This is a genomic window from Cupriavidus sp. 2TAF22, assembly GCF_052115045.1.
Classification (GTDB): domain Bacteria; phylum Pseudomonadota; class Gammaproteobacteria; order Burkholderiales; family Burkholderiaceae; genus Cupriavidus.
Window position 1 is genome coordinate 28,498 of record NZ_JBFRFX010000039.1, and the last position, 14,838, is coordinate 43,335.

The 14,838-nt window shown below is 65.5% G+C and carries 14 protein-coding genes; 11 read left to right on the forward strand and 3 right to left on the reverse strand.

Annotation, left to right across the window (positions count from 1 at the left end):
• Positions 1-15 precede the first annotated feature (15 nt).
• From AB4Z48_RS32295 to AB4Z48_RS32310, 4 genes are all read left to right on the forward strand, one after another.
• Positions 16-2,760 carry a transglycosylase SLT domain-containing protein gene (locus AB4Z48_RS32295; protein ID WP_441621581.1) on the forward strand — a complete coding sequence of 915 codons (2,745 nt, stop codon included), beginning with the start codon at positions 16-18 and terminating at the stop codon, positions 2,758-2,760.
• A complete protein-coding gene (locus AB4Z48_RS32300) occupies positions 2,739-3,260 on the forward strand; it encodes a hypothetical protein (RefSeq protein ID WP_441621582.1) in 522 nt (173 codons plus the stop codon). The genes AB4Z48_RS32295 and AB4Z48_RS32300 overlap by 22 nt, the downstream gene beginning before the upstream one ends.
• Positions 3,261-3,505: 245 nt before the next feature.
• Positions 3,506-3,943, forward strand: a complete 438-nt coding sequence (locus AB4Z48_RS32305; protein ID WP_441621584.1) for a DUF5991 domain-containing protein — start codon at positions 3,506-3,508, stop codon at positions 3,941-3,943.
• A gap of 364 nt (positions 3,944-4,307) precedes the next feature.
• Entirely contained in the window at positions 4,308-4,991 is a 684-nt protein-coding gene (locus AB4Z48_RS32310) for a DUF6708 domain-containing protein (protein WP_441621586.1), read from the forward strand.
• 420 nt (positions 4,992-5,411) lie between these two features.
• Here AB4Z48_RS32310 and AB4Z48_RS32315 read toward each other — a convergent pair whose 3' ends face one another.
• The 3 genes from AB4Z48_RS32315 to AB4Z48_RS32325 all read right to left on the reverse strand — a co-directional run bounded on the left by AB4Z48_RS32315 (position 5,412) and on the right by AB4Z48_RS32325 (position 8,147).
• On the reverse strand, positions 5,412-6,590 hold the full coding sequence (locus AB4Z48_RS32315; RefSeq protein ID WP_441621587.1) for an acetyl-CoA C-acetyltransferase: 1,179 nt from the start codon (positions 6,588-6,590) through the stop codon (positions 5,412-5,414).
• 114 nt (positions 6,591-6,704) lie between these two features.
• Entirely contained in the window at positions 6,705-7,157 is a 453-nt protein-coding gene (locus AB4Z48_RS32320; RefSeq protein WP_441621589.1) for a PaaI family thioesterase, read from the reverse strand.
• A gap of 15 nt (positions 7,158-7,172) precedes the next feature.
• A complete protein-coding gene (locus tag AB4Z48_RS32325; protein ID WP_441621591.1) occupies positions 7,173-8,147 on the reverse strand; it encodes an NAD(P)H-dependent flavin oxidoreductase in 975 nt (324 codons plus the stop codon).
• Positions 8,148-8,341: 194 nt separating this feature from the next.
• Here AB4Z48_RS32325 and AB4Z48_RS32330 point away from each other — a divergent pair, with 194 nt between their 5' ends.
• The 7 genes from AB4Z48_RS32330 (at position 8,342) to AB4Z48_RS32360 (ending at position 14,768) form a co-directional block, all read left to right on the forward strand.
• Positions 8,342-9,235, forward strand: coding sequence for a crotonase/enoyl-CoA hydratase family protein (locus AB4Z48_RS32330; RefSeq protein ID WP_441621593.1), 894 nt, complete (start codon positions 8,342-8,344; stop codon positions 9,233-9,235).
• A gap of 38 nt (positions 9,236-9,273) precedes the next feature.
• The gene (locus tag AB4Z48_RS32335) at positions 9,274-9,945 is read left to right on the forward strand and encodes a nitroreductase (RefSeq protein WP_441621595.1); all 672 of its coding nucleotides are present in this window, start codon (positions 9,274-9,276) and stop codon (positions 9,943-9,945) included.
• Positions 9,946-10,072: 127 nt separating this feature from the next.
• Entirely contained in the window at positions 10,073-11,104 is a 1,032-nt protein-coding gene (locus AB4Z48_RS32340) for a 4-hydroxyproline epimerase (RefSeq protein ID WP_441621597.1), read from the forward strand.
• Positions 11,101-12,252, forward strand: a complete 1,152-nt coding sequence (locus AB4Z48_RS32345; RefSeq protein WP_441621599.1) for an NAD(P)/FAD-dependent oxidoreductase — start codon at positions 11,101-11,103, stop codon at positions 12,250-12,252. The genes AB4Z48_RS32340 and AB4Z48_RS32345 overlap by 4 nt, the downstream gene beginning before the upstream one ends.
• The gene (locus tag AB4Z48_RS32350) at positions 12,249-12,518 is read left to right on the forward strand and encodes a (2Fe-2S)-binding protein (protein WP_441621601.1); all 270 of its coding nucleotides are present in this window, start codon (positions 12,249-12,251) and stop codon (positions 12,516-12,518) included. The genes AB4Z48_RS32345 and AB4Z48_RS32350 overlap by 4 nt, the downstream gene beginning before the upstream one ends.
• Positions 12,515-13,804, forward strand: a complete 1,290-nt coding sequence (locus AB4Z48_RS32355; RefSeq protein WP_441621603.1) for an FAD-dependent oxidoreductase — start codon at positions 12,515-12,517, stop codon at positions 13,802-13,804. Before AB4Z48_RS32350 ends, AB4Z48_RS32355 begins: the two co-directional genes overlap by 4 nt.
• Positions 13,805-13,856: 52 nt before the next feature.
• Positions 13,857-14,768, forward strand: a complete 912-nt coding sequence (locus AB4Z48_RS32360; protein ID WP_441621605.1) for a helix-turn-helix domain-containing protein — start codon at positions 13,857-13,859, stop codon at positions 14,766-14,768.
• Positions 14,769-14,838 lie beyond the last annotated feature (70 nt).

Below are 14,838 nucleotides of genomic sequence, written 5' to 3' on the forward strand. Positions count from 1 at the left end.
GCGCACGGAGTAACTATGCCTTCGTTCAAGTTTCCGTTCAAAAACAAAGCCGGCAAGGAGGTGCGCGACGCCGCGCTCTACTACAAGGCGCTCAGCCTTGCCGACAACGGCTTCTACCCGCTGGGGCCCTCCGGCGTGCATTGCGGCATCCACTACGTACATGCGATGGCCAACACGCTGTCTCTTGACGAAGGCATGGGCGCCATTGCCAAGGGCGAGGTCATTGCCTACCAAGTCAACCGCGACTACCCCACCGTCCCCGGCACGCCGAAAGTACCCATGGCCAACGGTTCAGCGCAGACGCCATTCAGCACGGGCTTCGTCCTCACCCGCCACACCCTCGAATACCCGGCCGGCAACACGCTGACCTACTTCTGCCTGGCCATGCACCTGCGCTCGTTCAATGACTACGAGCGCCTGGGCACCAAGGTCAAGCGTCCCGACTACTGGCCGGCAACGGCCTACCGCGTGACGCAGAAAGCGAGCGACAAACAAGCGCTCCCCAAGAAGGACAAACAAGGGAGCCCCAAGCCGTCCACCACGACCGGTGCAACCGATCCGGTGGTCGTGGGCCTGGGCATCTGTTCGCAGCCGAACCCCAAGAGCACCGTCCTCGGCATCCTGCCCCGTGGCGCTCGCATTACCGCCGTCGAACGCAGCCCGGACAAAAAGTGGGTCAAGATCAGCAGTGTGCTGCAGGGCAAGATCGCCTCGCCCTCCACTGCACAGACGGAGCCGCTAGCCGGAGTCGAACAGGGCTGGGTGCAACTCGGGTACCTGGAGGCCCAGGGCAAGGCCCCCGAAGCCTTCGACAGCGTGGTCACGCCCGTATCCGCCATCGCCATCAAGGCCGGCGCTTTGCTCGGCCACCTGGGGGAGTACCGGCGGATCAAGGACCCTGCCCAGGACAGGGTAATTCTGCATCACGAGATCATTGTCGGCCCCGAATTGAGAAGCTTCCTCGACAAGAGCAGGGTGGCTGCCAGCGCTGCCAAGCCGCAGGAGAAGACCCTGTTACGCGTAGCGCCGGGCGCTCGACTACGCAACGCTGCATTGGCCGAATCCCAGGCCGGCTTACTGGCCGCCAACACCGTGGTGGAACTGGACGGTACCCCGCATGAGGATGCCCTCTACGTGAAGGTCAAACCGATCCAGACCATGCAATGGATCGAGCGCAAGCCGGTACTGCCCAAGGGGGCCAAGGGGACCGGGGATGCACTGCCCAAAGGGGCGGCGGACGCGAAGCTGTTCCGCCACAGCAATGGCACGCCTTACGCGGCGAAGGATATCGTCCGCCCACCGAAACAGGGCACCGCCGGCAAGCAGGGGGCCACGCTCTTTCGGGGCATTCTGCTTGCCGCAGCCAGCAGCGAACCGGTCTGGATGACAAAACAAGCATTCAATGCCCTGTACGCCTTGGAAAAGGGCAAGTTGCTTGTCACCGACCTTGCACAGGGCTGGTCAAGCTTTCCACTGACCTTTGTCGACAATGGTCCCGCCAACGGCCCATACCCTCAGCGCTTCGGCTTGGCACCACTTGAACAGGCTAAGAGCGACGCACCCGATCCTAGCCAACCACCGACCGTCTATGCCGTGGACGAAGCTGGCAAACGCTGGCGGCAAGTGCAAATCAGCGACGACACCACCATCGCTATCGGCTGGGCCGGGGAAGCCGGCCACGCCGGCGTCAGCCTCCACTCACCGCACGAATGGGTGGACTTCCAACTCATCGAGTCCAAACCCAAGGGCGAAGGCTACGGCAACATCTTCACCACCCTCGACCAGATGACCGCGTTTCAGGGCGGCGAGTTGGCCCTCAACGACGCCCAGCTCGACGAACCCATGCGCAAGGTCTTTGCCAGCCTCGATACCACCCCCGATCACCGGCTGACCCTGGGCGAACTGCAGGCCGTCCAGCGCAGCCGCGGCAAGCTCGGCGAACTATCACGCCTGATCATTCGCTATCCGAGCGAATGGAAGGCCGACCCGGCGAGTTGGAACGCCTGGGACAAGAACGTGCCGCCCTCCGCGCAGCCCGCCTGGCAGAGCGAGAAGGCGCGCATTGCCAAGCTGGTGTGGTGGGATGCAATCGCAGGCAAAGTGAATGGCTTCCCCATCGATCCATTCGTGTTTCACATTCACCCGGTGGCATTTGTTGAGAATTTCCCAAAAAACAGTCGATGCATCAACTACGAAGTCATGTATGCGCCTGTCGGGATGCAATACAGGGATGAGGATGTAGTGACCCATAGCCACTACCGCCTGCCAATTGACAAGACGCCAGGACGATTATCGGGTAATAGCCGCGTCCACGGTGATGCGACAAAGAACGTTCAACGGCAGGTAATCGATTTAATAGTTGAAGCCGCCACAAATAACAATCTAACCAGGGAAGATCTGGCATTGGTTTTGGCAATAGCTCGCGTTGAATCTGGATTTAATCCGGATGCCGCGGCCGGAACAACATCAGCAGCCGGTTTAGGGCAATTTGTAGATGCGACAGCTCTTCATTATGGGATAACCACCGATTCCCAAAGATTTGATGCCGAAACGAGCGCGGATGCCCTGGTTAGGCACACACTCGACAACATGAAAATGGCACGCGCACGCTATTCGGGAAGGAATGTTTTCCTCATGACCTACGCCTATCATCACGACGGACCATCCCTGCAATATGGCGGAAGGGAAATATCCGAGCAGGAAATAATGCCCAGACTTGATCTTTACCTAGATAATATATGCAAAAGCATACTGGAGTAACCAAAATTAAACACATCTTAGTCGTAATTTTCGCAACCGCAAGCTTAATTGCATGTGGACTGGCTTTTTCCGACGAAAACGATCTGACAATCGAAGATGCTGATCTGTTTCCGCTGAAAAATAACATCACGGCGAGAGTTGAGATCGACCCGTCTTATCAGGCGTTCAAGGCATTGAATTGTCGATTGATTGGAAAGGAAATTTCCTTATCCATTTCAGATCGATCGTACGTAATAACGACCGCAGAATCTTGTGGCTGGGGAGCCGCACTTGGCCCTATATGGATAGTCACAAAGAGGGAAAACGGCCAACCAACACTAGTCTTAAACGCTGGAGGATATTCGATTTCCAGCAAGTCCCCGATGTTCTACGGCATGCAAACGATAGAGATAAAAAGCGAGACAGCAGGGACGCAACGTGTAGCAAACTACCGTTACGACGGAAGACGTTATCAAAAAATCAGCCCACCCGACCCTAGCCCCAATGAGAAATTCAAATGATGAACGCTGATTCTGAGTATTCATCGGCAAAATTTTGGAAAGATAATCCCGGAAAAACAAATAAGATGAGACCGCAAATGATTTATCAACCTCGTTCATTGGCAGAATCGAGGTCTAGACACCAAACAGGACAACACCATGATCAAGGGAGAGGTATCAGTTAAGATTCTTGAAAAATACAAGAAAAGAATGAGCAAGGGCTACTACGGATGACATTAATCAGCCACCACGACAGAATAGTCGCAATGACTATCCGGCTAATTCTGGCCTGCCTGCTTGGCGTGTTCCCTCCCATGGGAATGGCGGGCCAATATGGCCATCTAAAACCACGGTACGGATCATACGGCTATGCAGATCAATTTTCAGATGGTATACAGCCAATAATTACAGATATAATAATCTCAATTGACCCCGGGGGTAAGTGCGATATCTCCTGGCAAGGATTCCAGCAAGATCAGAAAATAATGTGCACCACAAAAGCAATCGGGAACAAGATAAATATTTTATTTTTTAAATTTTCCGACGGAAAAACCATCAACCAATATGGTGTCGCACCGTACTCACCACATGAGTGTCTGCTCTCACTACATAAGGACGATGGAGACCTAGTAACCAAATGGGGAAAGAATTTCTCACCGCCAGGAGTGAAAAAATCAGATCACTATTTTCGCAAGCAGCCTTAACCCCTCTTCCTTTAAGGCGGTGTGCAAGCACCCACTTGGATAGAAATGCACAAATTGTAAGGGGCAGGTGAGCAACCATGGTCCATCGCTAATGAGGCTCCCCCTCAAGGCCAGTCAAGGTGTCCAGATGAAGATACGATCCCCTTCCCCAATGCGGCCTACGTTTGCCAACGCCCAGCGGAAATGGCGCCTGTTTCGCTCGGCAAGTACGACCCTACCGCTAGAGCCCGATCCGAGTGTTAAACCGACCATTACTACCCTTCGTTCGAGCGAACATTGCATAGTGCTGATAGCGGATACTCTTCAGCGAAACGACACAACTATATCGTGGCACATGGGGGCGCTTATTATTTTTGGCGCTTTTATGATCATTGGTGTCGGACTGTTGCAGTCAAACACGGATTCACCACTCCCGTTTGGTTCCGCCGCGACATTCCCGATCGCGTATCTATTGATAATTAGTTTATCACGCATGCTGAGTTATCGCCTTCGCTATCGCAGTTCGACTGTGCGGGTCGATCGCAGGGCGCGAAGGATTTACTTCGTCCCGTATCCGGATGAAAGTCCTGATTCCCTTTGGATTCTCGATTGGGACGAGTTGTTGGCCATCGATTACTATCGAGGCAAAGGCCAGGGCTATCTATATCTTGTTGGATACACGTCAAATCTAACGGAACGCGAACTTGTCAAAGTTCCCATCATCGGGGCTCATATCGGCTATTACAATGAATCAACGTGGACATGGTTGCAACGGTATATGGCGGGAGACCCAAACCTCCCGCCCCCCACCGTGGAATCGCCACCACGCAGCTCGCGCGATGTACTGCTGCGTTACGGCGGTCGCTGGGTGCTCGCCTCCTTCACCGATCCAAAGCGCCGCTGGTGGCTACCGCTCACCCTCTGGGTGGACCTGGTCATCGTGCTGCTGGTCATGCCGGTGATGGCGCTCCCCCAACTCATCATCCTCACTTACCCGGAACCTCAGTTTCCGCCGGAGAACGACCGGCTGTGCGGCTTCGCCGACGAGGATGGCGATCATCGTGCCTGACTTCCAACGGCGGTCCATGTTTGCTGAAATCCAGAGAAGGCGGCATCGGTTTCGGTCAGCAAGCGATTGGCTGCCCCATGCGATGGATGAAAGCACGCAAGTCTCCACGCAGTTTCAGCCGAAGGGTGCTAGCCCGGACTATGCAGGAAACTTGGGCACCAACACGGTCAATTTGGGTCGATAGCAACGAGCCAAGTGACCCTCGTATCCTCTACGTCGCCCAAGTCTGCGAGTACATCCGCCACTTTATGGCCCAGGGACCGTGTGATCTGCCGCTGCCCGAAGCACCCCACTGGTGGAACACTCCTCACAACAACTTCTGCCTGACTCCGCGTGAGACGCTGCGCCACTACGTTCCGTGGCGCACCGGCGAGCGGAAGACGGTCCCGCGTCTCACGGGACCGTCTTCAGTGGCGTCTCCTACAACCGCTCGACGATCGTCACATTGGCCATGCCGCCGCCTTCGCACATGGTCTGCAGGCCGTAGCGCTTGCCATGCGTATGCAGGGCATGCACCAGCGTGGTCATCAGCTTCGCGCCAGAACCGCCCAGCGGGTGGCCCAGCGCGATCGCGCCGCCGTGCACGTTCATGCGCGCCGGATCGGCACCCGTGGCCTGCAGCCACGCCAGCGGCACCGGCGCGAACGCTTCGTTGATCTCGAACAGGTCGATGTCGCCGATCTTCATGCCGGCCTTCTCCAGCGCGCGCAGCGTGGCGGGCAACGGCGCCTCGAGCATGATGACCGGATCGTGGCCGAGCACCGACATATGATGGATGCGCGCGAGCGGCTTGACGCCCAGCTTCTTCAGGCCGGCTTCGTTGACGATCATCAGGCCGGCGGCGCCATCGCAGATCTGGCTGGCGCTGGCGGCGGTGACGGTGCCACCCTCCTCGATCAGCTTGACGCTGCCGATGGACTCCAGGCTCGCTTCGAAGCGGATGCCTTCGTCCACGGTGTGCAGTTCGCCATTGCCGCTGCCATCCGCGGCGCGCACGGCGACCGGCACGATTTCCTGGTTGAAGCGGCCGGCCTGGGTGGCGGCGATGGCGCGGCGGTGGCTTTCCAGCGCGTAGCGGTCGAGGTCGTCGCGCGTGAGGCCATACTTGCGCGACATCATCTCGGCGCCGGTGAACTGGCTGAACTTCACGCCCGGATAGCGCTCCTGCATGGCCGGGCTCATCGAGCTGCCGAAACCGTTCTTGAACGGCAGCGAGGACGGCAGGCCCATCGGCACGCGCGTCATGCTTTCCACGCCAGCGGCGATGACGATATCCATGGTGCCGGACATCACGGCCTGTGCGGCGAAATGCAGCGCCTGCTGCGACGAGCCGCACTGGCGGTCCACGGAAGTGCCGGGCACGCTTTCGGGCAGGCGCGAAGCCAGCACGGCGTTGCGCGCCACATTGCCGGCCTGCTCACCGGCCTGGCCCACGCAGCCCATGATCACGTCGTCGATCAGTGCGGGATCGGCGCCGCTGCGCGCGACCAGCGCGTCCAGCACCTGCGCGGCGAGGTCCGCCGGATGCCAGCCCGCGAGCTTGCCGCCCTTGCGCCCGCCCGCGGTGCGCGCGGCCGCTACGATGTATGCCTCTGCCATGTGCTCTCCTCTTATCGTTCCAGGCAAACCCTGTTTATCCTGATGCGGATTCTGGAGCAGTTGCCCGGCACATGGCGTCGTCGGAAGCGACGATTGCGCGGCCGGCGCGCGCTGTCAGACGCGCGGCTGCAGTACCGAGAAGATCGCCGTGGCGCGCAACAGGCAGCGCTCGCCCGCCAGCAGGCGGCAACTGCCGAAGCGCAGCCGCGAGCCGAGCTTGTCGAACGCCACGTGCGCTTCCACCCAGTCGCCCACGCGCGCTGCATCGAAGTAGTCGAGGCTGAGGTTGGCGGTCACCGCCGGATGCTGGCGCCCTGCCTCCAACGCCATCATCATCCCGATGGCGGTATCGGCCAGCGTGGCCAGCATGCCGCCGTGCGGGATGCCGAGCGGGTTCAGATGCTGCGGCCCGATGCGGATGGCGACCACGCGCCGCGCACGGTCCACGTAGAGCTGGCCGAAATGCTCGAGAAAGCCGCTGGCGCCGCGCAGCGCGACAAATCCCGGCGGCACCGCCGCCGCGTCCGCGCCAGCGCTGCCGGCGCCCGGTTCATTGGCTTCTGCCATGGACACCACCCCGCCTCAGGCCGCGAAGAAGCGCGACGCCACGCCGAGCTGCTCGCGGCATTCGGCCACCATGCGCTCGATCAGCTCCTCGCAGCTCGGGATGTCGTCGATCAGGCCCACGCACTGGCCCGCGCTGATGATGCCGCCGTCGGTCTCGCCGGCGTTCAGCGCGGCCTTGCCGCGCACGCCCGCCACCAGGTGCTTGACGTCCTCGAACTGCGCGCCGCCCGGCTGGCGCTCGATGGTCACCACTTCGTCCGAGACGGCGTTCTTGAGCACGCGCGCCGTGTTGTGCAGCGTGCGGAAGATCAGGTTGGTATCGCGCTCGCTGGCTTCCACCAGGGCCTGCTTGATGTTGTGGTGGATCGGCGCCTCGCGCGTGGCGCAGAAGCGCGTGCCCATGTTCACGCCCTCTGCACCCAGCACCAGCGCCGCCGCCATGCCGCGCCCGTCGGCGATACCACCCGAGGCGATCACGGGGATGCCGAGCCGGCGCGCCGCCAGCGGGATCAGGACCATGCCCGGCACGTCGTCTTCGCCGGGATGGCCCGCGCATTCGAAGCCGTCGATCGACACCGCATCCACGCCCAGCCGCTCGGCCGACAGCGCATGGCGGATCGCCACGCATTTGTGGATCACCTTGATGCCCGCCGCCTTGGCGCGCGCGATGTGCTCCTTCGGGTTGTTGCCGGCGGTCTCCAGCACCTTGATGCCATTCTCGATGATCACGTCGAGGTAGCGCGCGTACGGCGGCGGGTTGATCGACGGCAGCAGCGTCAGGTTGACGCCAAACGGCTTGTCGGTCAGCTCGCGGCAGCGACGGATCTCTGCGTCCAGCGCCTCCGGCGTGGGCTGGGTCAGCGCGGTCAGCACGCCGAGGCCGCCGGCGTTCGATACCGCGGCGGCCATCTCGGCGTAGCCGACCCATTGCATGCCGCCCTGGATGATGGGATAGCGGGTGCCCAGCAATTCGGTGATGCGCGTCTTCATGATGTTCCTGTCTTCCTTCTTGTCTTTGCCGATTCTCTGTCCTGCCCCGGCGCGGCAAATGCCGGCCGCCGCCAGGCAAGCTGGCGCCAGTCTAAGGCGCCGGTCCACTGCCGGCCTCGTCGGATGCGACGATTGCAGGCGCATGATTCTGCACTACCTTACCAGCCAACCCTTTCGAGCAGCCAAGGCCAGCCATGAGCAACGCATCCCAAGCATCCCTGCCCCCCAGCTTCGAGACCCTGCAATATGCGGTTGAGGCCGGTGTCGCCACCATCACCCTGTACCGCCCGGACAGGCTCAACGCCTTCACCCCGAAGATGATGGAGGAGCTGATCGCCGCCTTCGACGCCACCGACGCCGACGACAATGTGCGCGCGGTGATCGTCACCGGCTCGGGGCGCGCCTTCTGCGCCGGTGCCGACCTGGCCTCGGGCGGCTCCACCTTCGATTTCGAGAAGCGCTACGGCGCCAGCAGCCAGGGCAGCGCGCACCGCGACGGCGGCGGGCGCGTCTCGCTGCGCATCTTCCGCAGCCTCAAGCCGGTCATCGCCGCCGTCAATGGCGCGGCGGTGGGCGTGGGCGTGACCATGCAGTTGCCGATGGATATCCGCCTGGCCTCGACCGACGCCAAGTTCGGCTTCGTGTTCGCGCGCCGCGGCATCACGCCGGAGGCGGCTTCGTCATGGTTCCTGTCGCGCGTGGTGGGGATCTCCACCGCGCTGGAGTGGTGCTACACCGGACGCGTGTTCAGCGCGCAGGAAGCGCTCGATCGCGGCCTGGTGCGCTCGCTGCACGCGCCCGAAGACCTGCTGCCGGCGGCGCAGGCGCTGGCGCGCGAGATCGCGGACAACGCCGCGCCGGTCTCGGTGGCGATCTCGCGCCAGCTGATCTGGCGCATGGCCGGCGCCAGCCACCCGATGGAGGCGCACCGGCTGGACAGCCGCGCGATCCAGTCACGCGGCCAGTCCGCCGACGTCAAGGAAGGCGTCGATGCCTTCCTGGAAAAGCGCCCCGCCAACTTCCCGGAGCGGGTCTCGCAGGACATGCCGGACTTCTACGACTGGGGCAACGAGCCGCCCTTCATCTGAGCCAGAGACAACGCCCAACGCATCGCCAGGAGCACAGCGTGAACGTCAGTACCGCAGTCCAGACCCGCAAATCCGTGCGCGGCTTCCTGCCCGCGCCGGTGGCGCCGGAGATCATCCGCGACGTGCTCGAACAGGCCGCGCGGGCACCCTCGGGCGGCAACCTGCAGCCGTGGCATATCCACGTGGTGGGCGGGGAACCGCTCGAGCAGCTCAAGGGCACCATGCGCGAGCTGATCGCCAGCCGGCCCGGCGGCGAAGGCAAGGAGTACGACATCTATCCGCCAGAGCTGGTCTCGCCCTACCGGGAGCGCCGCTTCCAGGTGGGCGAGGAACTCTACCGCTGCCTGGGCATTCCGCGCGAAAACAAGCGCGCGCGCATCGCGCAGTTCGCCAACAACTTCACCTTCTTCGGCGCACCGCTGGCGCTGTTCTGCACCGTGGACCGCCGCATGGGCCCGCCGCAGTGGTCGGATCTCGGCATGTACCTGCAGACCGTGATGCTGCTGCTGCGCGAGCATGGCCTGCACAGCTGCGCGCAGGAATGCTGGGCGATCTATCCGCGGACCATCTCGGCCTTTCTCTCGATCCCCGCCGAACGCATGCTGTTTACCGGCATGGCCATCGGCTACGAAGACCCCGGGGCGCCGGCCAACCAGCTGCGTGCCGTGCGCGCGCCGCTGGAGGAGTTCGCGGAGTTCGTGGGGATCTGACAGCGCGGCCGCCGGATTCGGCAACTATGCCGATTTCGTCGGTCCCGACGCGGAAAGACGACAAGCCGGGTCAGGTTTGAGATGCCACACTATAAGTGTCATCCATCTTGCCCCCGCCAGCCCCGCCATGCGCCAGCCTTCCGCTCCGGCCGAGTCCGCTCCCGGCCCGTTCGCCCCCCCATCCACCGTTCGTTCCCCGGCCACGCGCGCCGCGCACCGGGTCACCGTCATCGACTCCCATACCGGCGGCGAACCGACGCGCCTGGTCATTGGCGGCTTCCCCGATCTGGGCGGCGGCAGCATGGCCGATCGCCTCGTGCGGCTGGCTGGCGAGCATGACCGCTGGCGCACGGCCACCGTGCTGGAGCCGCGCGGCAGCGACGTGGTGGTCGGCGCGCTGTTGTGCGCTCCGGCCTCGGCCGATGCCTGCGCCGGCGTGATCTTCTTCAACAACAGCGGCTACCTGGGCATGTGCGGCCACGGCACCATCGGGCTGGTGGCGTCGCTGGCGCACCTGGGCCGGATCGCGCCCGGCCGCCACCGGATCGAGACCCCGGTGGGCATGGTCGATGCCGTGCTGCATGAAGACGGCTCGGTCAGCGTGCGCAATGTGCCGGCATGGCGCTACCGGCGCGCCGTGGCGGTGACGGTGCCCGGCCACGGCACCGTCGCAGGCGATATCGCCTGGGGCGGCAACTGGTTCTTCCTGTGCGAGGACCATGGCCAGCGCATCGCGCACGACAACGTGGACGCCCTGACCGCCTTCGCCGGCGCGCTGCGCCGGTCCCTGGAGCATGCGGGCATCCGCGCCGAGGGCGACGCCGCGATCGATCACATCGAATTGTTCGGCCCGCCCGGCCCGGCCGACGACGCCGACAGCCGCAACTTCGTGCTGTGCCCGGGCAACGCCTACGACCGCTCCCCGTGCGGCACCGGCACCAGCGCCAAGCTGGCCTGCCTGGCTGCCGACGGCAAGCTGGCGCCAGGCGCGCCGTGGCGCCAGGCCGGCATCACCGGCAGCCGTTTCGTGGCGCACTATGCGCCGGCCGGAGAAGCGGGCCGCATCGTGCCCACCATCCATGGCACCGCCCACGTCTGCGCCGAAAGCACGCTGCTGGTCGGCGGCGACGATCCGTTCGGCTGGGGGCTGGTGGCGTGAGCCGGGCCCTGCATTGCGCAGACGCCATCGTGATCGGCGCCGGCATCGTAGGCGCGGCCTGCGCCGCCGAACTGGCCGCGCATGGCCTGAACGTGCGGGTGCTCGACGACCAGCGCGGCGGCGCCACGCACGCCGGCATGGGCCACCTCGTGCTGATGGACGACAACGCGGCCGAGCAGGCGCTGTGCGCGGCGTCGCTCGGCCTCTGGCGCGTGCTGGCCGCGCGCATGCCCGAGGCCTGTGCCTACCGCCGCTGCGGCACGCTGTGGCTGGCCGCCGACGAGGAGGAACTGGCGCAGGCCGCCCGGCGGCGCGCAGCGCTGCGGGCGCGGGGCGTCCCGGGCGCGCTGCTGACCGCGCGCGAACTGGCGCGCGCGGAGCCGATGCTGCGCCCGGGCCTGGCCGGTGCGCTCAAGGTGGAGGAGGACGCCATCGTCTACGCGCCGGCCGCGGCCGCCTGGCTGCTTGCCCAGGGCGGCGCGCGCATCGACCGCCGGCGTGCCACCGTGCGCGCGGTGGCGGCGAACGAGGTCACGCTCGACGACGGCACCCGGCTGACGGCCGATGCGGTCATCGTGGCCAACGGCATCCACGCCGCGCAACTGGTGCCCGGACTGCCGCTGCGCGCCAAGAAGGGCCATCTCGTGATCACCGACCGCTACCCGGCGCGCGTGCGCCACCAGTTGGTCGAACTCGGCTATGCCGCCAGCGCCCACCAGTCCGAGGGGACCTCGGTCGCGTTCAATGTGCAGCCGCGCCCCACCGGCCAGTTGCTGATCGGCTCGTCGCGCCAGTTCGACCATGCCGATGCCGCCGTGGACGCCGGACTCGTCGCGCGCATGCTGCGGCGCGCGGCCGGCTACCTGCCCGGGCTGGCGGACATGAATGCCATCCGCTGCTGGACCGGCGTGCGCGCGGCCACCCCTGACGGCCTGCCGCTTATCGGCGCGCAGCCGGGCCAGCCGGGGCTGTGGCTGGCGGCGGGCCACGAAGGGCTTGGCGTGACCACGGCGCCGGGCAGCGCGCGGCTGCTCGCGGCCCTGCTGCTCGGGCACGCGCCGCCGTTCGATCCCCTGCCGTACGCGCCGGGCCGGTTCCTGCCGGCATCCGCCGGCGCCGGCCGGCCCGCCTCCGGAGACAAGACATGAGACGCAGCACGGTTGCCGGCACCGGCGCCATGATCACCATACGGCTGGACGGCCAGCCCATGCGCGTGCCCGCCGGCATCTCGGCTGCCGCGGCGCTGGCGCATGCCGGGCAGCCGTGGGCGCGGCGCGCGTGCGGCGGCCAGCAGCGCGCACCGTTCTGCGGCATGGGCAGTTGCCAGGAATGCCGCATGACGATCGACGGCCGGCGGCGCCTGGCATGCCAGACGCCTTGCCGCGAAGGCATGGTGCTGGAACGCACGCCATGAGCGGGTCCAGGCTGCACGCCGCGCATGGCCGCGAATTCGACGTGCTGGTGGCCGGCGCCGGCCCGTCCGGCATGGCCGCCGCCCGCGCCGCCGCCCGTAGCGGCGCCAGCGTGGCGCTGGTCGACGACAACGCCGCGCCCGGCGGCCAGATCTGGCGCGATGGCCCCGGCGCGGCACTGCCCGCCAGCGCGCGCGCATGGCGCCGCGCGCTGGCGGCCGACGCACGCATCACGCTGTTCGCCGGCAGCCGTATCGTGGCGGCGCCGGCGCCCGGGACGCTGCTGGTGGAGCAGGCCGACACGGCCGCGAGGCTGCATTACCGCAGCCTCGTGCTGTGCAGCGGCGCGCGCGAGCTGCTGCTGCCCTTTCCCGGCTGGACCTTGCCCGGCGTCACTGGCGCCGGCGGCCTGCAGGCGCTGATCAAGGCGGGCATGCCCGTGCAGCGCGAGCGCACCGTCATCGCCGGCAGCGGCCCGCTGCTGCTTGCCGCCGCGGCGACCGCCCGCCGCCATGGCGCGCGGGTCGTGCGCATCGCCGAGCAGGCGCCGCTGGCGCGCGTGCTGCGCTTCGGCAGCGCGCTTTGGCGCTGGCCGGGCAAGGCGCTGCAAGCCGGCATGCTGCTGGACCACCGCTACCGCACGGGCGTCCTGGTGGAAGCCGCGCTCGGCGACGACCGCCTGCGCGCGGTGCGCCTGCGCCGGGGCGACCGGCGCGTGGAGTTGCCGTGCGATCGCCTGGCATGCGGCTTCGGCCTGGTGCCCGACACCGGCCTTGCCGCGCTGCTGGGCTGCCAGATCGATGCCGGCTCCGACGCCATCGTGGTCGACGCGCTCCAGCGGACCAGCATGGACCGGATCTACGCCGCCGGCGAATGCACCGGCATCGGCGGCAGCGAGCTGGCCCTGGTCGAAGGCACCATCGCGGGCCACGCCGCCGCGGCAGACGCAACGCGTGCGGGCAAGCTGTTCCGGCGGCGCGCGTACTGGCGCGGGTTCGCCGCGCTGGTGCAGGCGACCTTCGTGCTGGACCCCGCGCACAGGCAGGCGGCGCACGCCGACACGCTGGTGTGCCGCTGCGAGGACGTCCCGCTCGGCGCCATCCGGGCGCAGCCCGATGCATGGCACGCCAGGATGCAGAGCCGCTGCGGCATGGGCGCCTGCCAGGGCCGCATCTGCGCCAGCGCCGCGCGCGTGCTGCTCGGCTGGCCGTTGCCCGCGCCGCGTCCGCCGCTGTCGCCCGCGCGCATCGGCACCTTGATGCTGGAAGACGGCCCGAGCGCGCCTTGAGCGCGCACGGCATGGTTTATGGTTGGACCCACAAGCGCCATCAGGAGACGACATGCCCCACCCGCCCTCCCCTTCGATGTGTTCCGCTGCCGCCGCATCCTGGCGGCCCGCGCCGTCCCCGCGCGAGGACGAGGCCGGCGAGGATGGCCATGACGGCAGCGACGACGGATTGCGCGGCCTGCCGCCCGCCCACGTCGCGCACCTGGCTGCCATCTGCGCCGGCAACGCCAGGCAGCGCCCGCGCGACATGGATGCGCTGCTCGATGCCATCGCGCTGGTCACGCCGCTGCTCAACGCGATCCCCAACGTGGTGTTCTTCATCAAGGACAGGGCCGCGCGCTACCTGGTCGCCAACCTGACGCTGGCCACGCGCTGCGGGTTCAAACGCGTCGATCCGCTGCTCGGAAAGACCTCGGCCGAGGTCTTTCCGGCCTACCTCGGCCAGCGCTACATGGAGCAGGACCGGCACGTGCTCGATACCGGTGACGTCATCTCCGGACAGCTCGAACTGCACCTCTATCCCGCGCGCGAGGCGGGCTGGTGCATGACCTACAAACACCCCGTGCACGACGAGCGCGGGCGCATCATCGGCATGGCCGGCATCTCCCACGACCTGCAGCTCGCGCGCGAAGCGCACCCGGCCTACCAGCGCCTGGCGGCGGTCGACACCTATATCCGCGAACACTATGCACGGCCCATCCTGCTGTCCGAGCTGACCAGCCTGGCCGGCCTGTCCGCGGCGCAGCTCGAACGCTACTGCAAGCGCATCTTCCACCTGACGCCGCGCCAGATGATCCACAAGGTGCGCCTGGAACGTGCCTCCGAACTGCTGTCCACCGGCATGCCCATCACCGAGATCGCGCTCGAATGCGGCTACACCGATCACAGCGCGTTCAGCCGGCAGTTCAAGGCGCATACCGGCCTGACGCCGCGGCAGTTCCGCCCGCAGGCGGCATCGGGCTGACGACGCGACGCGGTGCCGGTGTGCCGATTTCGTCGGCCTTCCAGGCAAAAAGCCTCAAGCGGGAAGCGCG